Here is a 23,469-nt window from a genome sequence, read left to right as displayed (position 1 = left end):
ATCCATGAAATATCAATCTCAAAAAGTCGCCTATTGGTACTTCCTTGCGGCTTTGGCTTTGTTCGGTATTCAGGTGCTGGACGGGCTTCTTGCTGGGTGGATTTACGTATCCCCCAATTTTTTATCGGACATCCTGCCGTTCAACGTGATCCGTATGATCCATACGAACGCGCTGATTGTCTGGCTGTTGCTTGGTTTCTTTGGGGCCGCATATTTCTTGCTGCCGGAAGAAGCGGAGCGCGAATTGTGGTCGCCAAAACTGGCGTACCTGCAACTCATCATCCTGTTGGTGGGAACACTCGGTGCGGTAGTGTCTTACCTTGCGGGGATTCACGGCGGGCGTGAGTTTCTTGAACAACCGCTATGGGTCAAGTTCGGAATCCTCGTGGCTGCCTTGATCTTCCTGTTGAACGTGTCGATGACCGTGCTGGCAGGCAAGAAAACCGCGATTACCAATGTGCTCTTGCTGGGGCTTTGGCTTCTGTCCCTGCTTTGGGTCTTTGCTTTCATCAATCCAGACAACCTCAGCCTCGACAAGATGTATTGGTGGTTTGTTGTTCACCTTTGGGTCGAAGCCACATGGGAACTGGTGATGGCCGCCATTCTTGCCTTCCTGCTTCTCAAACTCACCGGTGTAGACCGGGAGGTGGTTGAAAAGTGGCTGTATGTGATCGTCGCAACAGCCCTGTTTTCAGGCATACTTGGGACCGGGCACCATTTCTATTGGATCGGATTGCCGGGCTACTGGCAGTGGGTTGGTTCAATATTCTCGACATTCGAAGTCATCCCTTTCTTCCTGATGATGTCCTTTGCTTTTGTGATGGTCTGGAAGGGGCGCAGGAACCACCCGAACAAGGCTGCGCTTTTGTGGTCGCTGGGGTCCAGCACCGTGGCCTTTTTCGGCGCTGGAGTTTGGGGATTCCTGCATACTCTGCACGGCGTCAACTTTTACAGTCACGGCACGCAGATCACCGCCGCCCACGGCCATCTCGCCTTCTTTGGGGCATATGTCGCGCTGAACCTGGCGGTCTTCACCTATGCGATGCCCATGTTGCGAAACCGGGCGCCCTACAACCAGGTTCTGAATATGGCGTCCTTCTGGCTGATGACGGGTGGTATGGCGTTCATGACTTTCGTGCTTACCTTTGCCGGCACTATCCAGACGCATATGCAGCGCGTCGTGGGTGACTACTACATGGAGGTGCAGGAAAGCCTGTCGATTTTCTACCTGATGCGGTGGGGGTCAGGGCTTGCCGTGGTGATCGGCGCGCTGCTGTTCATCTACGCGCTTTTGGTAGTGCGAAAGGACGAAGTCATCGCGCCCGGTCCTGTCAACACTGTTCCGGGAGAGTGAATGATGAATATCGCAGCGCAACCCCAACTTCCGTTTTATGAACCGTCAGGCCGCGAATGCGATTTGTTCGAAACGGCCTATGAAAATGGTTTGCCCCTTTTGCTGAAGGGGCCCACCGGATGTGGCAAGACGCGGTTTGTTGAGCATATGGCGTCTCGTCTTGGCAAACCACTTTATACGGTGGCCTGCCATGACGATTTGTCGGCGGCTGACCTGATCGGGCGTTACCTGTTGAAGGGCGGCGAGACCGCATGGGTCGACGGACCCTTGACCCGCGCTGTGCGCGAAGGGGGTATTTGTTATCTCGATGAAATCGTGGAAGCGCGCAAGGATGTCACGGTTGTTCTTCATCCGCTGACGGATACACGCCGCACGCTGATGATCGACCGGACGGGTGAAGAACTGATTGCGCCCCCTGATTTTATGTTGGTGGCCAGCTACAATCCCGGATATCAGAATGTCCTGAAACGGTTGAAGCCTTCGACGCGACAGCGGTTTTTGTCGATCAGCTTCAATTTCCCAGACCCTGAGACCGAGATCGAAGTTATCTCGGCCGAAAGCAGATTAGAGCCGGGTCGTGTCGCGCCACTGGTGCGTCTGGGCGGGCATATTCGCAAACTCTCGGGTATGGACCTTGAAGAAGGCGTCTCGACCCGTCTTCTGATCTATGCCGCCACGCTTATGGCGCGGGGTATGTGTGTGGATCAGGCTATTGAGGCGGCTGTCATTGAACCTTTGAGCGATGAACCAGATGTGCAGCAAGCGTTGCGGGATTTGGTCTTGGCAGTCTACGGATAGGTCCGATGCGTCTCGTTGATCTAATGGAGCCAGAGGAAACGATCGGCAACCTCTGGCACGATTTGGTAAGTGGGATCGGCGCTGAGGCGCGCTTTCCTTCGGCGCGTGTGGAACTGGCATCTGTACGCCCCAGTCTTGCGGTTCTTTTCCGTGCGCTTGGTGGTTCTGGTGGGGTTGAAATCGGAGAGTCAGCCGCAACGCTGGTGCGACATCGGCAGCCACTCAAACGTAAATTGGGGGCCGAACGCAACCGCGAATATGTGGCGCGATACGATAGCGAAAAGCTATTCCTTCCTCCGATTATGGACGCGTTTCCCGACCCCAGGCTGAACCGAGCGGCATATTTCTGGCTGACTGCCCTTGCCGCGCAAACCGAGTTTGCGACCTTGGACCTAACAGGTACCGGACCAGCCCAGGATTATGCTCAGATCCGTGCAAACGCCCAAGTGGCGGATGCCGTTTTCATGAGTTGCCCTGGTCTGCGCGCAGACTACGCAGAGATGGCGGCCTATTGCGCCAAGACGCGACCGGAGTTGCATCGGCCCGCACAAGAAGCCTCGATCGAACAGGCAATTCGCATGCAGCTGGGCGGTGATGTACTGAACTTTGGCACAACGGCAAGCAAAACCCGCAGTTTCATGCCATTTGCGCCAGTGCCAATATGGTTGAGGTTTGAAAGGCCGGGACAAGGCGGAAGCGCCGCGCCTGAAGCAGAGACAGAGCAACCCGCGCCGGCTCCATCGGCGTCACTCAGTCGCCGCAAGCTCGGCGAGCGGAAAGATCAGGACCAGCACAGCCGAAGGGACAGTTTCATTATACATCGTTTCGAATCCATTCTTTCCTGGGTCGAGTCGATGAACATCAATCGCAGTATCGACGATGACGATGATGAGAATGCCCAAAAGGCCGCCGACGATCAGGATCGGATCACGCTGTCGAAACAGGATCGAAAGACGGCGACACGACTGCGGCTGCATCTTGACCTGTCGCCTGCCGATGCAGATCACGAAGCTTTGGCGGGCGAATATACCTACCCGGAGTGGAACCACCGATCTCGCAGCTATATGCAGGATCACTGCCGGGTTCTTGAGGCGCCGACACCATCCGAACGGCCATTGTTTGCCCCGAATGACCGATATGTTCGCGCCGTGCGTCGGCAGTTTGAGGCGCTTCGCCCAAGGCGCGTGCTGCAACCGCGTCAGATTGATGGGCAAGAGCTTGATCTTGATGCCCTGCTGACCGCCCGCGCGGACATGATGGCAACTGGACGCGGGTCTGATCGTATCTGGCAAGCCGCACGACAGGTGGATCGCGATGTATCGGTTGCGTTTTTGATCGACACGTCCCGATCGACCGAAGCTGCGATCGGCGATACTTCGGTCATCGATGTCGCGCGGGACACTATGGCGGCGTTGGCGGTGGGAATTGACGTGGCCGGGGACCGCTCAGCGATATGGGGGTTTTCATCCCTGCGACGTAATCGCGTGTTCCTGACGCGTTGCAAGGGGTTCGAAGAAAAGATGGATGCCAATGTGACCAACGCGCTCGGCGCGTTGAAGCCCGGCCACTATACCCGTCTTGGTGCAGCCATCCGACATGTCAGTGCACAGCTCGCCAAGGAGCCAAGCGCTCGCAAACTGCTGATCGTGCTGACGGACGGTAAACCCAACGATCTTGACCACTACGAAGGCCAGCACGGTATCGAAGACAGTCATATGGCCGTGCGCGAAGCCCGGACCGCCGGCCAGAGTTTGCATGGCGTGATCATCGACGAAGACGGGCAGGATTGGTTTGCGCGTATCTTTGGGCGCGGTGGTTTCACGCTTTTGCCAAACCCCGAGCGCCTGTCGCGGGCGCTGCCGGAAATCTACCGAACACTCACAAAGGAGACCTGACATGCGCAGTTTATTATTTTGCCTTGCCTTGCTATCCGCGTCACCTGCATTTGCCAAAACCTTCGACCGGCCAATCCCCCAAACGCAATCCGCAACTGCTGAATTCTGGTATGCGTTGGCTTGCATTACCCTCGTCCTCAGCATGGTGGCGGTGCAATGGCTGGTCTCGCGCAGATGAAACAACGGGGGTGGTCGACTTGGCGCATCGCAGTTGCGCTGTACCCGTTGGGGGCGGGCGCTGCGGCGGTCAATGTATTTTTCGCCGCGTTGATCTTTAGCTGGGTTGGTGGTCCGATTCTGTCGACTGAACTTTCAATCCTGGCAGGTGCCTTCCTTGGTATTCCTGCGACTTGGTATTTTGCGAAGCATATCCGCCACCTAATGGATGTGGCAGACACTGGAACTCAAAGATGAAGACCGATACGTGTGGCGTCCAACCCAATCGTGTTGCGTACCCTGGCAACAGCTTGCAGTACTTACCGCCAGTGAAGGAGAACGGTGATGTCACAGACATCTGCTGAACAGATGCGCGCCTGGAAAGGCCCGGCACTCTTTAGCTTTGGATTTCGGCCCTTCTTTCTGTTTGCGGCTGTATGGGCGGTTGTCTCTATGCTGCTTTGGCTCGCGGCGCTAGGGGGCGCTGTAGGTTTGCCAACAAGGTTTGACAACATCTCATGGCACGCGCATGAATTTCTTTTCGGCTACCTTGGTGCTGTCCTTGCCGGTTTTCTGCTGACTGCAGTGCCGAACTGGACCGGGCGATTGCCGATTGTGGGGTTGCGGTTGGCAGGGCTGTTTGCGCTTTGGGTCATCGGACGGTTTGCAATCCTGTATTCAGCGAACCTGCCAATCTGGTTGGCCCCGGTTGTCGACCTGTCCCTTTCTGTTGTTCTTGGCGTGGTCATCCTTCGTGAGATCGTTGCAGGCAAAAACTGGCGCAACCTGATCGTGTTGGCTCTGCTGGCGGTCTTTACCGTTTCCAATGCCATTTTCCACTACGAAGCCCTTTCCGGTGGCTATGCGGCGCAAGGGGTTGGCTTAAGACTTGGCGTTGCCACCGCCATCATGATGATCGCAGTCATAGGTGGCCGCATCGTGCCCTCATTCACGCGCAACTGGCTTGTTCGCCAGCACAACCCGGCCCGCCCTGCTCCGCCGATGCAGAGATTTGACAAAGCTGTCCTTCTTCTGAGCCTTCTTGGTTTGGGTCTTTGGACGCTGAGACCCTTTGATCTGCTCACAGCAGTAGCCTTGATCGCCCTGAGTGTACTGCATTTCGTCCGGCTTATTCGATGGCAGGGACATCAGACACTTGCCGAACCGTTGGTTTGGGTTTTGCACGCGTCTTACCTTTTTGTTCCGCTCGGTGCGCTGGCGCTCGGAGTTGATCGGATTTTGGATAGCCCCAACACTGCAGGAGCACAGCATTTGTGGATGGCTGGTGCGATCGGCACCATGACACTGGCTGTTATGACCCGGGCCACTTTGGGTCACACAGGACAAGAACTAAGGGCCAATCGAATGACCGTTCTGGTGTATTTGTGCATCTTCGGATCCGTGCTCACCCGACTGTTGACGTCTGTCTGGTCAGAGATGATCCATATCTCAGGATGCTTGTGGTTGGTCGCTTTCGCCGGATTTGTCTGGGCCTACGGCCCCGCCCTGATGCGACCCAAAACGGTAAATGGGGCATGACTTGGACCGGCTTTGCGGCGATATTTGCCGCGTTCTTCGTTACTCATTCGATCCCGGTGCGCCCGGCCGTCAAAGCCCGCATCGTCGCGCAGACGGGCCAGGCGGGTTTTGGTATCGGATACTCGATCTTGTCGCTTGCGATGCTGTCTTTGCTGATCTGGTCCGCAGGTCAGGCCCCATATGTGCAGCTTTGGCCCCAGCATCCGTGGCACCGCCACATGGTGCAGATCGGTATGCTTGGGGTGTGCCTGATCCTGGCCTTTAGTATCGGTCGACCCAATCCCTTGTCTTTTGGCGGTCGCCGAAACGAACGGTTTGACCCGCAACACCCTGGGATCGTGCGCTTCACAAGACATCCGATCCTTTTGGCTTTGGCATTGTGGGCCGGGTTGCACCTGCTGCCGAATGGCGATCTTGCGCATGTTCTTTTGTTTGGCGTTTTGGGCTGCTTTGCCGTCGCAGGACGCAAAATAATTGACGTGCGCAAACGTCGTGACTTGGGTGAGGAGAATTGGGAGGCCGTTGTAGCCGAGATCAATCGTGCACCGCTATTTCAAAAGCCAGTATCATGGCGGCAGGTATTGCTGCGGCTGTTTGCGGGCGTTGTTCTTTTTGCAGTCCTTTTCACATTGCACCCAATTGTCATCGGAGTTTCAGCCGGTTGATCTTGAGCAGACGCTAGATCAATCAGGAGAGTTCACAACCGCATTGCACGATGTACAGAGGCACTGAAAAAGCGGCTGCCGACAGGTCCGTCGTCCGCAGCCGCTTGGGTGTTTAGTTGGTCTCCAGCGGAGTGTTCAGAAGCAAGGGTTTGCTTCCGGACGTATCTATCCACGAATTTGTCCCATTCAGGCGTGACCCGGCAATATTGTCCGCGTCGAACCGCATCTCGAATTGTTCGGGTCCATGGGCATAGGCAACAACTAGGCCGAATTCAGGGTCAAGAAACCCGCCATGGGGCTTGATACCCGGATAGCTGATGCGCCATGCCTCTCCGTCCAGACCAACATAGCCGAGTGTCAGCTTGCCGATGACATCGCCGGGCAGCTCGAAAAACCAAGCCCAAGGTCCGCCAGAGACAATCGTCATAACCTCGTCAATGCCCACACCTTCATCCGTGTGATTGACGTGCAATGGGCCGAACTTGTTGTGAACCCATGCACGGGTCTCGGCGTCCATCTTGTTCATGTCGTAGACTTTGGGGTACGGCGCCATCCCTTCTTCGAACGTGGTAAGTGAGCCACCGTTTTCGACCGTCGGCGTGCGACCAGCCGCCTTGATCTCGGCCAGAAGGTCCACACGAGTCAGCTCGAAATCAGAAATCAGCTGCGCTTCTTCTTCGGCTGTGATCGCGCGGCTGTGCGACGCTTCAAGTATCGGCAAGGCCTGTTCCGGGATCGCAACAGTGCTGACGCGGACGCCTACGCTTTGCAGCACTGCGTTCACGTCTTCCACGCCAATTGTTGCGGCGCGCCCATCGGTGTATTCAAGTTTCAACACGCCAGCGGTGTCTTCAGGCTCGGCAAAGGCCTGCGCGGGAAAGCACAGAACAGCCGCTGCCATGACAAGTTTTGAGAACAGTTTCATGGTGGATTTCTCCGGTTCAGGTTTCACAGGGCGTCCCTTGTTGGTTGCCAAAAAACAGGGACAATCTGCGGCACGGTTTTGCACTGCCGCATGGTTTCTTCTGGATGGCGCTGTAAATCTATTCGGTTTCCATGACGCAGATAATCCGGCTATTATGAAACCGTATGTTGAGAAAAAATCACCCAAAGCTGGAGAGGAACAATGGAGGGAATGGGCGATATCCCCGTCGTTGTGGCGGTTGCTGAAACGCAAGGGTTTGCTGCTGCGGCGCGTCGGTTGGGGGTGTCAAAATCCGCAGTCAGCAAAAGGGTTACGCAGATTGAGAAGCGTTTGGGTGCGCAGCTGTTTCACCGATCTACACGCAACGTCAGCCTGACCGAGGCGGGCGAGCATTTCTATTCGCATGCAGTCAGGTCGCTTGATGCGGCGCGTGAGGCTGAAGACAGCGTTCTGGCCCTTCAGGACTCACCCAAAGGACGCCTGAAGGTGAACGTGCCAATGGTTTTCGGGCGCTTGCACATCGCGCCGCTCATGTCCGCGTTTTTGCGGCGGTATCCGGGCGTAGTCGTCGATATGGTAATGGATGACCGGGTGATCGATTTGTTTGCTGACGGCTTTGATCTGGCTTTGCGCGGCGGCACGTTGGCGGATTCGATGCTTGTTGCGCGTAAAATCGCGCCTTTACGCAATGTTCTGGCGGCCTCACCAGAATACCTAGAGCGGCATGGAAGGCCGGAAACGATTAGTGATCTGAACGGCCACAACTGCTTGCAGTATTCCTACAGCCGGGACTTTCAGGAATGGGTTTTTCAGTTCGGAGGCAAGACCAAAACCTTTCGCCCCACCGGCAGCTACAGTGTGAATAACGGCGATGCCTTGCGGGAGGCGATCCTTGGCGGAACGGGCATCGGACGATTGCCGACCTTCACGGCAGGGCCAGATCTTGTGGCGGGACGGCTGGAGAGAGTGCTGCCAGAATGTCCACTGCCGTCACAAACGCTTTATGCCATCTATCCAGAGCGTCGTCATTTGCCTGCGAAGGTGCGTGTTTTCATCGACTTCATTCTGGAACATCTCGGGGGGGATTTGCCGCCTTGGGACAGGGATTTCGGCCAATAAGACTTGCAACAGTGTGGAAGGTTTGCCGAATGACCGAGACGAAGCGGCGCACAACTCGTTTGCGACGACCTCTATGCGAAGGCTCAACCGATGCCGTTGATCAGTTGTATCGGGAAGTCTATAAAATACAGATGTTTGAATGAAGGATGACAGTATGACCCATCGCGACCTAGATACGGATTACATGCGATCCCTTTTGGAAACGGATGAAGTCGAAATGAGCGTAGTGTTTTCCGATCCATCGCAACCCGACAATCCCATGATTTTTGTCAGCGACGAATTTGAAAAGCAGACGGGTTATAGCGTTGAAGAGGCCTTGGGGCGAAATTGCCGTTTTCTGCAAGGACCTGACACCAGTCCTTGGACCATCGAGGCCATTCGCATGGGGCTTAAAGCGCAAACACGATTTACGATCGACATTCTGAACTATCGCAAAGACGGAACGCCATTCGTAAACCGTCTGCGCATCCGCCCGATTTACGATGGGCAGGGGCAGTTGATGTTTTTTGCCGGAGCCCAGAACCCAGTGGGATGAAAACAATCAGGATTGACCGGCAAGACGTATTATTACGAAGGCTGCGCAGCAGATATGCGCCAATGTTATTACTACTGACAAAGTATGAAGCCGCTTAAATCGGCTTTTATCTCCTGAATCCGTAGCAGCGTTGATCGCGGGCATCAGAACCTGCCGTGCGAAAACCGTCGTCACCGCAATTACACCCATGGATGCGCTGGAAATCGGGTCTCTGGCGATCAGAAGGATGGCAGCCACTGCGGAAGTTGCCAGTACGAACAAGTAGAAATACGGGAATGCACGTCGAATACGCGGCCCCGCCGTTTCCGCCGGGAGAGCCGTGAAAACGAACGCGGCAAACCCGAAGGAATAGAGAGTTGTCCCACCAAACATCAGAGCGGTGACAAGAAGTGCAAATTCAAGCATGTGCAGACTTTCTCTGTTCTAATTCTTGGAAGCGGGACGCCGAAGACCCAGCGCCGAAGAACGGCCCGTGAATCTCAGCTTTGGAACGGCGTAGGGGACGTCTTTTTTGTAGTCTTCAAAGCGGCGACCAAAACGTTTTTCAAACCGACGCTCTTTCAACATCGGCGCCGCAAGACAATAGGTCGTAAGCGCGATTGCAAGGGCAAGCTGGTCAGGGGTCCACGTTGGGACCGTCCACAACGTCAATGCGAAGGCAACGTATATCGGCTGGCGTATTATGCGAAACAAGCCCCTTGTTGGCATGTCGGGGAACACGGGCTTTGCATTTTGCATCAAGGACATCCAGCCCAGTGCACCAGACTGAACTTCGGCGCCCGCGTCCCAACTGGCTTTGATCAGCAATACCCAGGACGCTACGTACAATGCTGTGACAAGATAAAATGCCCATCCGTCGGCCTGCCACCAAACAATACCGCTTGGGGTCCATAGAACAAAAAGAGCCAGAAGTTGTAGTGAAGCGATCATGGCGTAAGTGGTCGTGCCCAGAGTTGCACCGTGCGGACCGGGGACAAAACGGGCCAGCCATTTCATACCACGGCCGGTCAGCAAAAGAGAGTGGGCTAGAGGAAACTGCAAAATCAGCAGCGCGTTGGTCAGTGCGGCGGCTGGCCACGGCACCGTACCAAGGCTTTTGCTCATGCCGAAGAACATCGCAATCACCATGGCGGCAACCGCCAGCGCAAATACAATATGTGTGACAAGCCCAAAACCAAGCGCGATCATGATCCTGCCCGCACCCGGTTCGGGTCTCAATGCACCGTTTGCAAGCCTGAGCAGTCGCTTTAGATGACCATCGCCTGGACTGGTCATACGGTGGTATCCGAGTGTTTCTTCGGCTTCGCCCCCAATCGCGAGGCGACCCGTGACAGCATCGGTCGCAGCGGCAGGAACATGCGATAGGCAACCTCCATCACCTGCACCGCGCCGGGAAGTTGAGCTGCGCGCGCAAGCCACCGCCACTTCGGCAACGCCTGCCAAACGGCGACAAACCCGCTTGCTCCGGACACAAGCGTTCCATCAGGCAATTGCACGTGAAACCTCGCCATTGCTTTGTCCTGCGAGAGCCCCTCTGCAAGCTGTGCGTTAGGGTCTGAAACATCCACAAACCGTAAGCCATCGGCGCCTTCGCAAGAGGCATAATGCCCTATTTCAAGGGAACAGAGCGGGCAGGAGCCATCAAAATACACAGTGGCACGTTGCGGGGCTGTGTCATTTTCTCCGCAAGTGTTTTGCTTTTGAACCGCCTGATCGTCATCCTTGGGCATGTGGTTTTTCTTCCTGAAAGTTATCAGTTCAGTCCGGGAAGAACGTAGTCCGAGGAACCAAAAAACCACTGTGAAACGATGCGATATGACGCCGCATTGTTCCGTTTCGTGGGCGCGCCGTGCACTCTGTGGCCACTGTGAAGATGCAAAGATGACGGCAATCGGACGTCCGGTCGCGTTTAATCTGATTGCTAGCCGACCAGCGGTGTTTCACTGCGCTAATCCGAAAGGCACAGCTTATTGCTGTCCAGATCCCGTACATATGCTGAAAATCGTGGGCCACGCTGTTTAGGCTCGCCCGCGCATGTCCCGCCAAGCGCGATTGCAAGAGTGTAGAGCCTCTCGACCTCCTCGGGTGATCCCACGCTAAAGCCGACCATGGTGCCGTTTCCATTGGTGGCGGGCTGCTTGTCAAAAGGGACGGCGGCCGCAAAGGCAAAACCTTCGCCCAACCAATACGTCATCCTCTCACTGGGCGAGACGCGATTCATCCCGGAACGTTCGAAAAGCCGGTCGTAGAACCGTGTTGCAGCATCCATGTCGTTCGTCCCGATAACGCAGTAGTTCATTTGCATTGTAAATTTCCTTTTTGAAGCGTGTCCGATTGTGTTTTCCGCTGTCGTCACTTGCCGGTCAGCTTGAAGAACTCGATCAATTGGCCATTGGGATCAGTGATCTTAAGAAGGTGGATACCGGGCTCTTTGATTATTTCGGGTGCTGCGGCACCGGTTGCCACGACGCGGGATTGAAGCACTTCAAGATCGGCAGCTTGCAGATAGGGAACCGCGCCTGACCCAGGCTCAGCCCCGGGTGCGTACCGGTCCCGAGACACGATGGCGAACCAACCGCCTTCGATGTCGAAAGCAACAAAATCGGGCAGTTCGATTGTCGGCGCGCGGCTAAACAGGTTGCGGTAGAAGGACTTAGACTGCTGCACGTCGTCACTTGGCACATAGGCACCCATGGCGGTTATCGCCGTGTCATTTGCAACATCTGTGGTCTGAGCGGCACCTGCGATTGGAATGAAAAGGGCAAGGGCTAGCGAAAGGGCTGATCTCATGATGGGGATCCTGAATTGACAACGGTCCTGTCTCTACAACCCCTATGCTGACAGCGTGTTGTCAGCATAGTGTCAGTATTGGTGGTGTTGGCGAAAGGACCCTCATGCGACGCGGTGACAGGCTGTTCGAAATCATCGAAATCCTGAGACGGGAGAAGGCGCCCATCTCGGCCCAGTCTATTGGGGCCGAATTGGGTGTTACAAAGCGTACGGTCTACCGGGATATGGCCGCTTTGATCGCGCAGGGTGTGCCAATCACCGGCGAAGCCGGTGTCGGCTACATCCTTGAGCCGGGTTTTCACATGCCGCCTCTGATGCTGACCCCGGATGAAATCGAGGCGGTCATGCTCGGGGTCATGTGGGTCCAAACACGGGGGGAACCCGAACTCGCGGTGGCCGCAGAAAAGCTGATCACCAAGTTGGAAACCGTTGCGCCCGCAAAATACCGAACCTCGTTTCTAGAGCCGGTGGTCAGCGTTGCCCCGGTGGACCCCCCGGACGAGGTATTGGGGGCAGCATCCATCCGTCAGGCCATTCGACGCCGCAAGAAGATTTACGTTGTTTATAACGATTACACAGATCGACAGACGAACCGGGTGATCTGGCCAGTTCTTCTGGGTTATCGAGACACCAGCCGGATCATTGCCGCGTGGTGCGAACTGCGCGAGGGCTTTCGCTACTTCCGAACCGAACGTATCGTCGAAGCCGAGGTTCTTGATACATCAATCCCACGTCGCATGGATCTGTTGCGGGCCGAATGGCGCAAGGCTACGGACGCAGAACGCAAACGCTATGAGAACGGGATGCGTGACTAAGGTGCCCCCCACGTCATTCGGTGCCAATAGGAAGGCGCCTTGCTTTGCTTTCTGATACAAACGCTTTTTGTCCTTAGCTCTTCCTGTCCATGCATTGTGTAAAAGAGAAGTCAGCGCACTGTCACAGGGGAGTTATCCGCGTCTCACGTTGAAAATCCTTGACGTGCCGGAAGGTTTTAAGCACACAAGGCCCGATGGTTCCAGGCGCGAGACGCGTCAGGATTAAAAGGGAATTCGGTACGGCCACCCGGCCAAATCCGAAACTGCCCCCGCAACTGTAGGCGGAGAGCCGTCCCGAGATCGTCCACTGGGCACAGGCCTGGGAAGGATCGGGACAGCGTTGACCCGCAAGTCAGGAGACCTGCCATCCGAATATTTTAACCTGGGCGGGGTGTCCCAGAGGGAGGTGACAGTGTTTCTAACGGGTCATGCCGTTCAAAGACTTGCACTTGCTTTGCCCTCGTCTGAGTGGAGGAGGCAAAGCCTGTGGTATCGCAAGAAATGGAATCCCGAACTCGCAGACAGTGTGCGGTAAACCTAACTTTATCGGCTTTTTGTGGTTCGGGTTGCGCCGTGCCGAGTGGTGCAAGCCGATGACGCGGCGCGCAAAAGAAAACGAGACCTTACAGGGCCGGTGTCTCACCGAATTCAGCGTAGCTGTTCTGGTCGCGGGGGCGCTGGCTGCGTCAGTGCTGCTGTGGCTTTTGATCTACGCGGTGATCTGATGTCAGCCATTCTGCAAATACGTGAACTGACGCTTGGTTATCGCGATCTGGTTTTGTTTCGGCGTCTCTCCATGGATATTCAGCCTGGCACCACGCTGGCCGTCCTGGGGGCGAACGGGTCTGGGAAAAGTACTTTTGTAAAGATGCTGTTGGGTCTGCTGGATCCGCTTTCAGGCAATCTAAACTGGCCGAAAGGCCGCCCCGGCGAAATTGGCTACCTTGCGCAAATGACCGAATTCGACCGGCGCTTTCCCATTCGTGTCCGTGATCTTGCAGCAATGGGTGCCTGGCGGGGGTTTGGCTACCGCTCGGGGCTGAACGCCGCAGCGCGTGACCGGATGTTTGCTGCGCTGGATGAGGCCGGCGTTTTGGACATTGCTGATCGACCGCTTCACCAGCTGTCCGGTGGGCAGCTTCAGCGCGCCTTGTTCGCGCGTGTTATCATGCAGGACGCCCCACTGATCCTTTTAGACGAACCTTTTGCCGCCGTGGATCAAAGCACCGAGGCGCATCTGCTGTCGATCATCCGGCGCTGGCGCAATGAAGGCCGCGCAGTTGTGCTGGTGGTACATGACCTGTCATCGGTCTTGGACCACTGCAGCCACGCTCTGCTTTTGGGCGGGCAAGAGGCAACGCATGGCCCAGTGAATGATGTGCTGACGCCTGACCGGTTGGTTGCACAAGGGTATCTCTCGGAAAGTCAGGCCTCTTGGATGTTCCGGAGTAACCAATCAACAGCGGAGCGGGCAGGTGTTTGATCTTTTCTATGAAATGTGGAGTTTCGCCTTTATGCGCCGAGCATTTGTGGCAACCACTGTCCTGTCGGCCTCGGTGGCACCAGTGGGTGCATTCCTTGTTCTGCGGCGCTTATCGCTGGCGGGTGAAGCCATGGCGCACGCGATTACTCCGGGTATTGTCATCGGGTTTGTCACAGCGGGTTTGTCGGTCATGTCGCTGCTGATCGGCGGGTTGATTGCGGGGATCGGAGTGGCCGTTCTAACGGCGTTGCTGGCGCGCAGGACCATTTTGCGCAGCGATGCAAGCCTTGCGTCGTTGTATCTGATCGCCTTGGCAGTTGGTATCTTTATCCTTTCTGCAGCCGGCTCCGCCGTTCCACTAAAAAGTTTCCTGTTTGGCTCGATTCTGGGGATTGACGACGCTTCAATGATACTCGTTGGCGGTGTGGCGATGGTGACGCTGGTGGCCTTCGCATTCCTGTTGCGTCCGTTGATCGTCAGTACCTGTGATCCTGTCTTTTTTGAAAGCCAAACCCGACGCCCTTGGCTGATTGATCAAGGGTTCATGCTGCTGTTGGTCCTAAACCTTCTGGCCGCCTTCAAAACTCTGGGTACACTTATGGCCGTTGGCCTTATGATCCTGCCCGCGACAGCCGCCCGCTATTGGGCCAGCACGATTACCGCACAGCTTGTCCTTGGCTTTGTCTTCGCCCTGTCCAGCTGTTGGATCGGACTGACGGTATCGTACATGTTCCCCGACACACCGTCTGGCCCCGCAATCGTGCTGGTGGCGGGTGCATTCTTTCTGATCTCGGCCGTTTTCGGCCCCTTGGGCTTTGGCGGACGGCTGCGCAAACCGTCCGTTTCAAATGACATCCCGGTTGCGCAAATCCAACAAGAAGAGAGAGTGAAATGACTCTTGTAAAATCCCTCTACGCCGGCATCGCCTCGGCGTCTTTCGCCTTGGCCGCACTGCCGGCCGTGGCTGATGATGACGACGTCAAGATTGTCGCGAGTTTCTCGATCCTCGGCGACATGGTTCAAGAAGTCGTGGGCGATCTGGCTACCGTCACAACGATCGTTGGCCCTGACGCGGACGCGCACGTCTATCAGCCGTCGGTCGCTGACGCGCGCGCAGTCGCCGAAGCGGATATCATCTTTGTTAATGGTCTGGGCTTTGAAACATGGTCTGATACGTTGATTTCAGAGTCGGGTACCGAGGCGACGGTCCACGTCGCAACAGACGGTATCACGCCGGTCGAGGTTGAAGGTGAAATTGACCCCCACGCGTGGAACTCTTTGTCAAACGGTGTGGTCTACGTATCAAACGTAGCAGAGGCGATGAAACAGGCCATGCCCGAACACGCTGATGTCATCGCGGCCAATTCAGCAGCCTACATCGCTGAACTTCAAGCGCTGGACACCGAGACCAAGGCCAAACTGGCCGAGTTGCCGGACGACCGTCGCACTGTAGTGACTGCGCATGATGCCTTTGGGTACCTGGCGGACGCGTACGGAATGAATTTTCTTGCACCTGTTGGCATCGATACCGAGGGAGAGCCTTCGGCGCAGGATCTAGCTGTCCTGATTGATCAGCTAAAAGCAGAAGGCGCGGCGGCATTGTTCGTAGAGAACATCACCAGCCCGGCTCTGGTTCAGCAAATTTCGGACGAAACCGGGCTTGAAATCGGTGGTCGGCTGTTCTCAGATGCCCTGTCCGAGCGTGGTGGGCCAGCCACCAGCTACCTGGCGATGTTCCAGCACAACCTGGCCACGCTTTTGGACGCACTGGCGACCGGGTCCGGCAGCTAAACAGTCCTGCCCGAGGCGGTGCTTGGCTTTTCGCCTCGGGCAAACCTTGCCCGATCTGGCCTTTCTGTAAATGCAGGCTTTTGACTGCCACTGTCCCATGAGGACAGTGGGCATTTTTGCTGTTAAATCGGGTGATTGTACTTTCAGCGCTGGTATGAATGAGCCCGGTTCCGCATGGGATACTCTGCCGCATGACGGGCTGTCGCAGGGTGTCTTCCACAGAGTTAAACCAACGCTAAATGTCTATCAAACGAACCGAATACAGGTGTGAGATGGACACTTTACTGCTGTCCCGAATTCAATTTGGGGCGAATATATCCTTTCATATTCTATTCCCGACGATCACGATCGCATTGGGTTGGGTGCTGTTGTTTTTCAAGCTGCGCTTCAACGCAACCGGGGATGAGAAGTGGATGCAAGCCTATCGTTTCTGGGTCAAGGTCTTTGCCTTTTCCTTCGCGATGGGTGTCGTTTCCGGAATTACGATGTCTTTCCAATTTGGAACCAATTGGCCGGGCTTTATGGAGGCTGTCGGAAACATCGCAGGGCCGTTGCTGGCCTATGAAATTCTAACCGCGTTTTTCCTTGAGGCCGTGTTCCTTGGCATCATGCTGTTTGGCTTTTCAAAGGTGCCGAACTGGCTGCACACGACCGCAACTTTTCTTGTGGCGTTTGGTACGACCATGTCCGCGTTCTGGATTCTGGTTCTGAACAGCTGGATGCACACGCCCGCAGGGTTTGAGATGCGCGACGGCGTGGCCTTCGCGACAGATTGGTGGGCGATCATTTTTAACCCCTCGATGCCATACCGCTTGACCCATATGCTGTTGGCCAGTGGCCTGACAGTGGCGTTTCTGATCCTCGGCCTGTCAGCTTTTCGCTGGCTGGTCGGAGACCGTGGTTCGGACGTGCGTGCCACGTTTAAAACCGCGGCTTGGCTTGGTGCGCTGCTGATCCCTGTGCAAATCTACATGGGCGATCTGCACGGCCTGAACACACTGGAGTATCAGCCCCAGAAAGTGGCAGCCATGGAAGGCAACTGGGAGACCAAATCCAACGTCCCATTGGTGTTGTTTGCCATCCCGGACGAGGAAGTGCGGGAAAACCACCATGAGGTCAGCATCCCGAACCTTGCCTCGATCATTCTGACGCACAAGGCCGATGGTGTTGTGCCGGGCCTGAATGATTTCGTGGCCGAGGATGGCACCGTTCTTCACCCGCCGGTTGCGCCCGTTTTCTGGTCATTCCGCGTTATGGTGGGCACAGGCATTACCATGCTTTTGCTCAGTTGGTCCGCGCTCTGGTTCATGCGGCGGGGCCGCGGGCCGGGTGGGGTGCCAAAGCTGATGCAGGTGGCGCTGGTGCCGATGGCCTTTTCAGGGTGGGTTGCCACTCTGGCGGGTTGGTACACGACAGAAATTGGTCGCCAGCCGTGGCTTGTCCAGGGCGTGCTGACGACGGAACAGGCGGTGGCAGACGTTCCCGCCCCGATGGTGGGAACCACTTTGGCGGCATATCTGATAATCTATGCGCTGCTGCTAGCTGCTTATGTCGGAGTGTTGTTCTATCTGGCCCGCAAGGCGGCCAGAACTGGCCATTCGCAGCAAAATCAGGCTGCTTCGGCGACCCAAGGCGTCAAAGCGGTACCGGCGGAGTAAAACGCGATGGAACTTTTTGGTGATCCAACCCACTGGCTGCCGCTTGCCTTTGCTGCGCTCATGGGGGTGTCGATTCTGGTCTATGTCATATTGGACGGTTTCGACCTTGGCGTAGGGGTCCTGTTCCCCTTCGCCGATGACGCGGAGAAAGACCGGATGGTCGCCTCGATCGGGCCGTTCTGGGACGCCAACGAGACATGGTTGGTTTTGGCCATCGGTATTCTGCTGGTGGCCTTTCCAACCGCCCATGGGGTGATCTTGACGTCGCTTTACCTGCCAGTTGCCATCATGCTGATCGGTCTGATCCTAAGGGGCGTTGCGTTCGAGTTTCGGGTTAAAGCGCCCTCGCATCACAAATACTACTGGAATCTGGCTTTTTTCGCGGGCTCTTCGATGACCGCCCTGGCGCAGGGCTTCATGCTGGGTAAGTACATCATGGGATTGGAAAGCAGTTGGGCCACATGGGCCTTTGCGATGATTACGGCTGTTTTTCTGGCTGTTGGGTATTCGTTCATCGGCGCCTGCTGGATTATCCTCAAAACCGATGGAGAACTTCAGGAAAAAGCCGTTCGATGGGCCAAAGGGGGCATCTGGGGGCTCATCATCGGACTCGGCGCCGTCTCATTGGTGACACCGTTGGTCAGCCCTCGTATCTTCGAGAAATGGTTCACCTTCCCCGAGTTTTTCCTGCTGTTGCCGCTGCCTCTGATGTCTGGGGTCTTGATCGCGTTGCTGTGGTACGCTTTACGTCACCTTCCTACTAGGAATGACAGTTGGGCGTGGTTCCCGTTTGCGGCGTCGATTGTTTTGTTCACGCTGGCGTTCTTTGGGATGGCCTATAGTTTCTACCCATACGTCGTCCCCGAGCAGTTGACGATTTACGAGGCGGCCAGTGCTCCAGAAAGCCTGTTCATCATCCTTATCGGCGCGATTTTTGTGTTGCCCGTCATCGCCGGGTACACTGTCTTGTCATATACGATCTTTCGCGGCAAGGCGACGGAGCTGCGCTATGACTGAGCCTTTGCGGTACACCATCGGCGCTTGAATCTCAGCACTTTCAAGATGACATTTGCGAATTTCGATTTACTTTTTCGAAATGCGCGATCTGATCGACAGGGCTTATGTTTGGTTTTCTTCGGCTGTGGCCATCTTGCTGTTGGCTGGAACATTAATTGTCATTCTGCTTGCTACAGCCAGTTTTCTTCAGGAAACCGCGGCCGTTGTGATGGCTTCTGGCACCGGTGTGACCTACGAGGACTTGCAGCAGCTTTTTGCGCTGCTGCTGGGCGCTATTATAGCGTTGGAACTGGCCCATTCCGTGCATCTGATGGTGAAGGGCAGCAAGGGTTACGAACAAGTCCGGGTTGTCTTGATGATCGGCATCCTCGCCGTGGTCAGAAAACTGATCGTTATGGAGATTGACCAGGTTTCGGGTTTGTTGATTTTCGGCTTGTCGGCCGCAGTGCTTGCCTTGGGCTGTGCCTTTGCGATGCTTTTGTGGGTGGATTGGACGAGGACCTCATCCGAAAAGGGTTAAACAGGCTGCTGAATCGGGTGAAGTCGAAAGCAACATGGTTCTGCAAGCAAATCTTTGACCTGCACGCGGGCCTAACCAATGTGTTCGGGTTCACCGAGCCGCTGGACAGCTCTTGCAACCTTGTTTTCTGTGTTGCCTTTCTGCCCCCACGTCCCGGCGATGTTTTACGGACCCTACCGGCGCTTGACTGACTGGTTGAGACGTGTTTACCCGCATAGTAACCGCTGGCCGCGACGCTTTGGCCTCTTTTCCGGACTTGCGGCAGGTCCAATGTATGGTGCCAGCAACCTGCATCAACCAGAGTTATTGATGAGCAAAAAAATCCCTAGCCCCTGCATAGACGTGTGTAAGTTCCGCCGTGCGGGACATTGCATTGGGTGTTCCATGACAAAGAGCCAGAAAAAGCTGTTCAAAGCAATCAAGCGCCCTGATCAGCAAGAGGCATTTGTTGAGATGCTGGTTTGTCAGCAGAAACAAATGGGCCGGTACACCCATTGGGGACCGGCCTATATGAAGAAGCTTCGGAAGAAAAAAGCTAAGGTGAAAATTACCTTGGATGGTTAGCTCAGCGCAGGTGTGAACGCAGGAACCACGCGAATTTCTCGTGGGTTTGGCCACGGCTGATGCACAGATCTTCGGTCAGGGTGTCGCCATGGTTTGCAGCCAGTTCGCCCGCTCCGGCCACGGTAGCGGCCAAGGTTTCCTGCGCGTCCAGCATAATTTTGATCATTTCTTTGTCGGTGGCGGTACCATCATGTTCAGCCACTTTCGAACGCTTCAGCATACCGGCCAGTGTGCCTTCGGCATGTGCGTCCAAAGACTTGACACGTTCGGCAAGGTCATCCTGAGCCTGAAAATGATCCTCGTAGATTTTTTGGAACAGGTCGTGTAGCGGGCCAAAGGCCATGCCGGTCACGTTCCAATGGAAGTTCTGCGCCAGCATCGTGGTAACGGCCGTTTCGGCAACGGATTGGTTCAACGCGTCGGCAATTGCGGCGCGGGAATCGATGGTGAGGTCAATAGCTGTCTGAGTCATGGTACTTCCCTGAAAATTTGGGTTTGTCGCGTTGGTTTGTCGCAAGCGCAATCTGATCCCTTATTTAGAGGATCTCAGACGAATTCCAAGAGTTTTTTAGAATAATTCTAAATCTAACAAAAACGCTCGGAAATTGATCGCACCAAAAAGGCAAGGTTCCTTTGTGTCCACCGCGGAACACGCGATTGGATGAGAAAGCGGAAACTGTCTTCATCTTGTTGTTCAACTGCTTCGAACAGCCGACCCAGCCATGCCTCGTCAAACGAAAGTTCTGCGACCCCAGGGCGAAAGAACGCGGGGCGTTTTTCTACGGCCTGCCGAAACCCCCGCATCAGCGTTTCCGCGTGGCGCATCTGTTCATCTGAAGGATCAGCCAACAACAAAGCACAAGCCTGATCCAGATCCACACGCGCAGCCGAACGGCATTGCAGCGCGACCACTCGCAAATGGTTAATGATCTGCATTGTCCGCTCTTGCAATTGCGGAGAAGATGGGGTGCGGAAATCTTCCGCATGTGAGAAACGGATTGCCTGCATCATGACGTGGGACTGCTTCTACCTTCAATTCCCGACAATAGTGCTAAGGTTTTGATTATTCAAGTCATGACCCGGTTGAAATCACTAATTTGTGGTCACCAGTTTGTCGCTTGCTTATTCTCATCTGACGGCGCAGGGGGGTATGTTCACTGCAGTTACAATCCGATTTGACATGTTACCACATCGGGCAGCTAAGGATCGGCATCAGTTAAAAACGAGAGATTTTACCGGCAACAGGATGGCCTGCGCCCGAAGGACGATAGCGTTTGCAATACCCATTCCATCAACGATGCGGGTGAGGAACGCTGAAAAGCCGGTGATCTCTCTGCTCTCAAGTTGTTGGGAGCGATTGGAATAGGCGACGCCAACGCAGGCGCTGCCCGGCGGAATCTGGTCAAGATGCGCAGGAAAAATCGGGGCAAGGAAAGCCGTCACTGTACCGGGACGCGCCCGATCCTGTTGATCGATGAGCGTATCCCCGGGGCGAAACTGCCCGGCAGCAATGGCGTTTTGTACTTCATCCACCACCATTGGAATAACGACCAGCGGTTTGGCCGGGCAGGTGATCTCGACCAGCATACCCGGCTTGATCACACTGACCGAGATTTGGCGAAACGCTGCCACGAAACGCCCCTGACCCGAAACCTCGGGCACAAGGATACCGGCGGGGCGCAGGATCGGGTTCACAATGTCGCCCGGCTTGAGCAGAAACTGTGTGACGGTGCCATCGACTTCGGCAAACACAGTGGATTTTAGAATTTCGGTCTCAGCTTCCGCCAAAACCGCACGGGCACTGGCCCGTTGTGCCGGCAGCAGAGTGGTTTGGCGCAGTTTAATCCCGTCCAACGCCGCAGCAGCGGCGGCGCGTTGACTGTCAGTGCGAGAGACCGCGGTTTGCAAGCGCTCCAACTCCTGTTCGCTGACGGTGGCATTATTTCGCTCGGCCAAGGATTGGCGGCGGTCGAGGTCGTCCAAGGCCTGACGAAAATCAGCCTCGGCCGCGTTGAGCTGCGCCTGAGCGGCCGCAGCGTCCGTTTCAATCACGCCAAGAGACGCGTCGATTTCTTCTATCCGGCGGCGGGCGGTTTCGGCGGCGGCCTCTTGCCTTGATGTATCCAGCCGAAAGATTGCTTGTCCGGCAGTAACGTTTTCATTGTTGGCCACGTAGACTTCGGCCACGCGGCCAGGCCGATCCGACAATATGGTGACGGTGCGAAAAGCTGCGGATACATTTTGTGTGGAAGGGTGGAAGTAAAAGATGACTGTGATCAGGGACACCGCAAGGATTGCACAAGCGGTAAGACCCCAGCGCAGCTCATACCAGACATTGAACAGGGTTATTTCCTTGCCCCAACGCTTGCCTTGCTTGTACCGGCGATAGAGGTAATCCGGGACGATCGTGATTAGGGCTGAGAATATAAGCTCAAGCATCGGGCGTCTCAGGCTCGCGCTGCAACGGGAATATCTCGTGCAAGGGCACTGCAGCTATGAGTATGGCAGCGATCCAAAAGGCATTGTTCAGAGTGAACAGGGAAATCAGCCCTAAGACACCCACTACTTGCATTTGCACCTTGTGGGCGCCCGCCGCCATTCGGTCAGGTATGGCTTGGATCGTGAAGTAAAGCGCCCCGAACCCCAGCAGGATAAGGACGAGCAGGATGCCGACCGTGATCAAAAAGCCATCGGTCTCTCCCGGCGGTGTGACTCAAAAGGGCAGTCGGGCCAGGGCTTCGTCGGGAATAGAAGCGTCCATATGCTCACCCAGTGTCTATTGATCTACCGGCAGGATAGGCAAAAACATTCAGAAAAATCAATATATTTGCCCATGGGCTGCGATGGTATGAGCAACTCTGCGACCAATCCACAAGGTCAGGGCAGAAGCATGGGATCAGGATCGTAGGATAGCAGATCATGCACCAGCGGATTGGGAAAGCGGCGCCGCAAGGTTACAGCGTAGAAGGTTTCCTTGATGCGTGGGTGTTCTTGCGCCTCGACCAATCGGCCTGAGGTCAGCTCATCCTTGACGACGATCGGGGCCACAAGGGCCAGACCGATATCCTCGCGCGCCATAAGACGCAGCATCGCCATGTCATCCACCTCGGCTGCGATCTGTGGTCGCTCTGACAACCGGCTGGCCAGAGCATCGAAGGCCGACCGCACGCTGTTGTCAGTGGTGGGCAGGATGAATGGTTGGGTACGCAGCAACTCCTTAATCGGGCTCTGCGGGTCCAACCGGTCGGGCGTGCCAACAATGCTGACAGACTGTTCGGCGATTTGGTGGGTTTCAAAAGGGGTCAGGCTGTCATCCGGGGGCGGCCGGTTCATCAGCACCAGATCCAGGTTCAGGGTCTCTAAGCCTTCCATCAATTCGGTCGGGCTGCCCGAGCGCAAGACAACTTCGACGTCCATGCGCGATAGAATTGGTCTGAGAAATCCGATTTGAAAGTTGCGCGAAAGGGTGGCCAACGCCCCAACGCGCAGCGCCTTTCGGGTCTGAACGGTTTCGGTGAGGGTCGCGACCAATTGTTGCCCGGTCGAGAAAATCGCATCCGCGTGATCCAGTGCAATGCGCCCGGCCTCGGTCAGGTAAAGCTGTCGCCCCCGGCGTTCAAACAGGTCGTGACCCAGCCGTTCTTCCAACTGTTTGATCTGCACCGACAAGGCCGATTGAGACAGGTTCAGCCTCTGAGCTGTTCGAGTCAGGTTCCCGTCATGGGCGACGGCCCAGAAATACCGCAGATGATGATAGTTCAAAGGCATATAGTTCTATTTAAGTGAACGATTTCCAAAGAACAATGAATTTTTAATGTCAAATAATCTGTCTTAACTGGTTGGCT

The 23,469-nt window shown here is 55.6% G+C and carries 29 protein-coding genes and 1 riboswitch; of the genes, 18 read left to right on the top strand and 11 right to left on the bottom strand.

The annotated features are described in order from the left end of the window. The first annotated feature begins 4 nt into the window (after nt 1-4). The 7 genes from ACXAET_RS17635 to ACXAET_RS17605 all read left to right on the top strand — a co-directional run bounded on the left by ACXAET_RS17635 (nt 5) and on the right by ACXAET_RS17605 (nt 6,407). On the top strand, nt 5-1,354 hold the full coding sequence (locus ACXAET_RS17635) for a cbb3-type cytochrome c oxidase subunit I (RefSeq protein WP_475188037.1): 1,350 nt from the start codon (nt 5-7) through the stop codon (nt 1,352-1,354). Nucleotides 1,355-1,357: 3 nt separating this feature from the next. Beyond that, nucleotides 1,358-2,152, top strand: a complete 795-nt coding sequence (locus ACXAET_RS17630; protein ID WP_475188443.1) for an AAA family ATPase — start codon at nt 1,358-1,360, stop codon at nt 2,150-2,152. A gap of 5 nt (nt 2,153-2,157) precedes the next feature. After that, entirely contained in the window at nt 2,158-4,047 is a 1,890-nt protein-coding gene (locus tag ACXAET_RS17625; protein ID WP_475188035.1) for a nitric oxide reductase activation protein NorD, read from the top strand. Between the two features lies 1 nt (nt 4,048). After that, the gene (locus tag ACXAET_RS17620) at nt 4,049-4,225 is read left to right on the top strand and encodes a protein NnrT (RefSeq protein WP_475188034.1); all 177 of its coding nucleotides are present in this window, start codon (nt 4,049-4,051) and stop codon (nt 4,223-4,225) included. Continuing rightward, nucleotides 4,204-4,461, top strand: coding sequence for an NnrT protein (locus ACXAET_RS17615; RefSeq protein WP_475188031.1), 258 nt, complete (start codon nt 4,204-4,206; stop codon nt 4,459-4,461). Before ACXAET_RS17620 ends, ACXAET_RS17615 begins: the two co-directional genes overlap by 22 nt. Before the next feature lie 87 nt (nt 4,462-4,548). Continuing rightward, entirely contained in the window at nt 4,549-5,742 is a 1,194-nt protein-coding gene (locus ACXAET_RS17610; RefSeq protein WP_475188030.1) for an NnrS family protein, read from the top strand. Beyond that, the gene (locus ACXAET_RS17605) at nt 5,739-6,407 is read left to right on the top strand and encodes an NnrU family protein (protein ID WP_475188028.1); all 669 of its coding nucleotides are present in this window, start codon (nt 5,739-5,741) and stop codon (nt 6,405-6,407) included. Before ACXAET_RS17610 ends, ACXAET_RS17605 begins: the two co-directional genes overlap by 4 nt. Nucleotides 6,408-6,519: 112 nt before the next feature. On the opposite strand, the gene ACXAET_RS17600 is transcribed toward ACXAET_RS17605, so the two are convergent. Then, nucleotides 6,520-7,332, bottom strand: a complete 813-nt coding sequence (locus ACXAET_RS17600) for a hypothetical protein (protein WP_475188025.1) — start codon at nt 7,330-7,332, stop codon at nt 6,520-6,522. Between the two features lie 201 nt (nt 7,333-7,533). On the opposite strand from ACXAET_RS17600, the gene ACXAET_RS17595 reads away from it, so the two are divergent. After that, nucleotides 7,534-8,451, top strand: coding sequence for a LysR family transcriptional regulator (locus tag ACXAET_RS17595; protein ID WP_475188023.1), 918 nt, complete (start codon nt 7,534-7,536; stop codon nt 8,449-8,451). Between the two features lie 154 nt (nt 8,452-8,605). Continuing rightward, complete coding sequence (locus tag ACXAET_RS17590; RefSeq protein WP_475188020.1) at nt 8,606-8,986, top strand: PAS domain-containing protein; 381 nt, start codon at nt 8,606-8,608, stop codon at nt 8,984-8,986. 6 nt (nt 8,987-8,992) lie between these two features. Here the strand turns inward: ACXAET_RS17590 and ACXAET_RS17585 are convergent, their stop codons facing one another. The 5 genes from ACXAET_RS17585 to ACXAET_RS17565 all read right to left on the bottom strand — a co-directional run bounded on the left by ACXAET_RS17585 (nt 8,993) and on the right by ACXAET_RS17565 (nt 11,776). Continuing rightward, nucleotides 8,993-9,391 carry a DUF4149 domain-containing protein gene (locus tag ACXAET_RS17585; RefSeq protein ID WP_475188016.1) on the bottom strand — a complete coding sequence of 133 codons (399 nt, stop codon included), beginning with the start codon at nt 9,389-9,391 and terminating at the stop codon, nt 8,993-8,995. A gap of 18 nt (nt 9,392-9,409) precedes the next feature. Continuing rightward, complete coding sequence (locus ACXAET_RS17580) at nt 9,410-10,261, bottom strand: methyltransferase family protein (protein ID WP_475188012.1); 852 nt, start codon at nt 10,259-10,261, stop codon at nt 9,410-9,412. Further along, a complete protein-coding gene (locus tag ACXAET_RS17575; RefSeq protein ID WP_475188010.1) occupies nt 10,258-10,716 on the bottom strand; it encodes a thiol-disulfide oxidoreductase DCC family protein in 459 nt (152 codons plus the stop codon). Before ACXAET_RS17575 ends, ACXAET_RS17580 begins: the two co-directional genes overlap by 4 nt. A gap of 218 nt (nt 10,717-10,934) precedes the next feature. After that, nucleotides 10,935-11,291, bottom strand: coding sequence for a VOC family protein (locus tag ACXAET_RS17570; RefSeq protein WP_475188008.1), 357 nt, complete (start codon nt 11,289-11,291; stop codon nt 10,935-10,937). Between the two features lie 47 nt (nt 11,292-11,338). Next, on the bottom strand, nt 11,339-11,776 hold the full coding sequence (locus ACXAET_RS17565; RefSeq protein ID WP_475188005.1) for a VOC family protein: 438 nt from the start codon (nt 11,774-11,776) through the stop codon (nt 11,339-11,341). Nucleotides 11,777-11,880: 104 nt separating this feature from the next. Here ACXAET_RS17565 and ACXAET_RS17560 point away from each other — a divergent pair, with 104 nt between their 5' ends. From ACXAET_RS17560 to ACXAET_RS17520, 9 genes are all read left to right on the top strand, one after another. Further along, the gene (locus ACXAET_RS17560; RefSeq protein WP_475188002.1) at nt 11,881-12,591 is read left to right on the top strand and encodes a helix-turn-helix transcriptional regulator; all 711 of its coding nucleotides are present in this window, start codon (nt 11,881-11,883) and stop codon (nt 12,589-12,591) included. Nucleotides 12,592-12,769: 178 nt separating this feature from the next. Continuing rightward, a riboswitch (cobalamin riboswitch) is annotated at nt 12,770-12,974 on the top strand. A gap of 210 nt (nt 12,975-13,184) precedes the next feature. Next, complete coding sequence (locus tag ACXAET_RS17555; protein WP_475188000.1) at nt 13,185-13,316, top strand: hypothetical protein; 132 nt, start codon at nt 13,185-13,187, stop codon at nt 13,314-13,316. Beyond that, nucleotides 13,316-14,074 carry a metal ABC transporter ATP-binding protein gene (locus ACXAET_RS17550; protein ID WP_475187997.1) on the top strand — a complete coding sequence of 253 codons (759 nt, stop codon included), beginning with the start codon at nt 13,316-13,318 and terminating at the stop codon, nt 14,072-14,074. The genes ACXAET_RS17555 and ACXAET_RS17550 overlap by 1 nt, the downstream gene beginning before the upstream one ends. Next, nucleotides 14,067-14,969, top strand: coding sequence for a metal ABC transporter permease (locus ACXAET_RS17545; RefSeq protein WP_475187992.1), 903 nt, complete (start codon nt 14,067-14,069; stop codon nt 14,967-14,969). Before ACXAET_RS17550 ends, ACXAET_RS17545 begins: the two co-directional genes overlap by 8 nt. Next, complete coding sequence (locus ACXAET_RS17540; RefSeq protein ID WP_475187990.1) at nt 14,966-15,865, top strand: metal ABC transporter solute-binding protein, Zn/Mn family; 900 nt, start codon at nt 14,966-14,968, stop codon at nt 15,863-15,865. The genes ACXAET_RS17545 and ACXAET_RS17540 overlap by 4 nt, the downstream gene beginning before the upstream one ends. A 272-nt stretch (nt 15,866-16,137) precedes the next feature. Next, a complete protein-coding gene (locus ACXAET_RS17535; protein WP_475187988.1) occupies nt 16,138-17,523 on the top strand; it encodes a cytochrome ubiquinol oxidase subunit I in 1,386 nt (461 codons plus the stop codon). A 6-nt stretch (nt 17,524-17,529) separates the two neighbouring features. Further along, complete coding sequence (locus ACXAET_RS17530) at nt 17,530-18,540, top strand: cytochrome d ubiquinol oxidase subunit II (RefSeq protein ID WP_475187985.1); 1,011 nt, start codon at nt 17,530-17,532, stop codon at nt 18,538-18,540. 52 nt (nt 18,541-18,592) lie between these two features. Further along, a complete protein-coding gene (locus ACXAET_RS17525; RefSeq protein WP_475187983.1) occupies nt 18,593-19,060 on the top strand; it encodes a phosphate-starvation-inducible PsiE family protein in 468 nt (155 codons plus the stop codon). Between the two features lie 309 nt (nt 19,061-19,369). Then, nucleotides 19,370-19,624, top strand: a complete 255-nt coding sequence (locus tag ACXAET_RS17520; RefSeq protein ID WP_475187982.1) for a DUF1289 domain-containing protein — start codon at nt 19,370-19,372, stop codon at nt 19,622-19,624. A gap of 1 nt (nt 19,625) precedes the next feature. On the opposite strand, the gene ACXAET_RS17515 is transcribed toward ACXAET_RS17520, so the two are convergent. From ACXAET_RS17515 to ACXAET_RS17495, 5 genes are all read right to left on the bottom strand, one after another. Next, nucleotides 19,626-20,096: a Dps family protein gene (locus ACXAET_RS17515; protein WP_475187979.1), complete on the bottom strand. Its 471-nt coding sequence runs from the start codon at nt 20,094-20,096 to the stop codon at nt 19,626-19,628. Nucleotides 20,097-20,209: 113 nt separating this feature from the next. Then, entirely contained in the window at nt 20,210-20,560 is a 351-nt protein-coding gene (locus ACXAET_RS17510) for a hypothetical protein (RefSeq protein WP_475187977.1), read from the bottom strand. Nucleotides 20,561-20,836: 276 nt separating this feature from the next. After that, nucleotides 20,837-22,063, bottom strand: coding sequence for an HlyD family secretion protein (locus ACXAET_RS17505; protein ID WP_475187974.1), 1,227 nt, complete (start codon nt 22,061-22,063; stop codon nt 20,837-20,839). Continuing rightward, nucleotides 22,056-22,307, bottom strand: coding sequence for a hypothetical protein (locus ACXAET_RS17500; RefSeq protein ID WP_475187971.1), 252 nt, complete (start codon nt 22,305-22,307; stop codon nt 22,056-22,058). The genes ACXAET_RS17505 and ACXAET_RS17500 overlap by 8 nt, the downstream gene beginning before the upstream one ends. A 194-nt stretch (nt 22,308-22,501) precedes the next feature. Next, a complete protein-coding gene (locus ACXAET_RS17495; RefSeq protein ID WP_224890084.1) occupies nt 22,502-23,392 on the bottom strand; it encodes a LysR family transcriptional regulator in 891 nt (296 codons plus the stop codon). Nucleotides 23,393-23,469: the final 77 nt, after the last annotated feature.

Source organism: Ruegeria sp. AWH4_226 (assembly GCF_056159225.1).
This window is presented reverse-complemented; position numbering and strand designations above follow the sequence as displayed.

Coding starts and splice junctions, on each gene's coding strand:
- ACXAET_RS17635 (WP_475188037.1), top strand. CDS start 5: ATGAAATATCAATCTCAAAAAGTCGCCTATTGGTACTTCCTTGCGGCT.
- ACXAET_RS17630 (WP_475188443.1), top strand. CDS start 1,358: ATGAATATCGCAGCGCAACCCCAACTTCCGTTTTATGAACCGTCAGGC.
- ACXAET_RS17625 (WP_475188035.1), top strand. CDS start 2,158: ATGCGTCTCGTTGATCTAATGGAGCCAGAGGAAACGATCGGCAACCTC.
- ACXAET_RS17620 (WP_475188034.1), top strand. CDS start 4,049: ATGCGCAGTTTATTATTTTGCCTTGCCTTGCTATCCGCGTCACCTGCA.
- ACXAET_RS17615 (WP_475188031.1), top strand. CDS start 4,204: ATGGCTGGTCTCGCGCAGATGAAACAACGGGGGTGGTCGACTTGGCGC.
- ACXAET_RS17610 (WP_475188030.1), top strand. CDS start 4,549: ATGTCACAGACATCTGCTGAACAGATGCGCGCCTGGAAAGGCCCGGCA.
- ACXAET_RS17605 (WP_475188028.1), top strand. CDS start 5,739: ATGACTTGGACCGGCTTTGCGGCGATATTTGCCGCGTTCTTCGTTACT.
- ACXAET_RS17600 (WP_475188025.1), bottom strand. CDS start 7,332: ATGAAACTGTTCTCAAAACTTGTCATGGCAGCGGCTGTTCTGTGCTTT.
- ACXAET_RS17595 (WP_475188023.1), top strand. CDS start 7,534: ATGGAGGGAATGGGCGATATCCCCGTCGTTGTGGCGGTTGCTGAAACG.
- ACXAET_RS17590 (WP_475188020.1), top strand. CDS start 8,606: ATGACCCATCGCGACCTAGATACGGATTACATGCGATCCCTTTTGGAA.
- ACXAET_RS17585 (WP_475188016.1), bottom strand. CDS start 9,391: ATGCTTGAATTTGCACTTCTTGTCACCGCTCTGATGTTTGGTGGGACA.
- ACXAET_RS17580 (WP_475188012.1), bottom strand. CDS start 10,261: ATGACCAGTCCAGGCGATGGTCATCTAAAGCGACTGCTCAGGCTTGCA.
- ACXAET_RS17575 (WP_475188010.1), bottom strand. CDS start 10,716: ATGCCCAAGGATGACGATCAGGCGGTTCAAAAGCAAAACACTTGCGGA.
- ACXAET_RS17570 (WP_475188008.1), bottom strand. CDS start 11,291: ATGCAAATGAACTACTGCGTTATCGGGACGAACGACATGGATGCTGCA.
- ACXAET_RS17565 (WP_475188005.1), bottom strand. CDS start 11,776: ATGAGATCAGCCCTTTCGCTAGCCCTTGCCCTTTTCATTCCAATCGCA.
- ACXAET_RS17560 (WP_475188002.1), top strand. CDS start 11,881: ATGCGACGCGGTGACAGGCTGTTCGAAATCATCGAAATCCTGAGACGG.
- ACXAET_RS17555 (WP_475188000.1), top strand. CDS start 13,185: ATGACGCGGCGCGCAAAAGAAAACGAGACCTTACAGGGCCGGTGTCTC.
- ACXAET_RS17550 (WP_475187997.1), top strand. CDS start 13,316: ATGTCAGCCATTCTGCAAATACGTGAACTGACGCTTGGTTATCGCGAT.
- ACXAET_RS17540 (WP_475187990.1), top strand. CDS start 14,966: ATGACTCTTGTAAAATCCCTCTACGCCGGCATCGCCTCGGCGTCTTTC.
- ACXAET_RS17535 (WP_475187988.1), top strand. CDS start 16,138: ATGGACACTTTACTGCTGTCCCGAATTCAATTTGGGGCGAATATATCC.
- ACXAET_RS17530 (WP_475187985.1), top strand. CDS start 17,530: ATGGAACTTTTTGGTGATCCAACCCACTGGCTGCCGCTTGCCTTTGCT.
- ACXAET_RS17520 (WP_475187982.1), top strand. CDS start 19,370: ATGAGCAAAAAAATCCCTAGCCCCTGCATAGACGTGTGTAAGTTCCGC.
- ACXAET_RS17515 (WP_475187979.1), bottom strand. CDS start 20,096: ATGACTCAGACAGCTATTGACCTCACCATCGATTCCCGCGCCGCAATT.
- ACXAET_RS17510 (WP_475187977.1), bottom strand. CDS start 20,560: ATGCAGATCATTAACCATTTGCGAGTGGTCGCGCTGCAATGCCGTTCG.
- ACXAET_RS17505 (WP_475187974.1), bottom strand. CDS start 22,063: ATGCTTGAGCTTATATTCTCAGCCCTAATCACGATCGTCCCGGATTAC.
- ACXAET_RS17495 (WP_224890084.1), bottom strand. CDS start 23,392: ATGCCTTTGAACTATCATCATCTGCGGTATTTCTGGGCCGTCGCCCAT.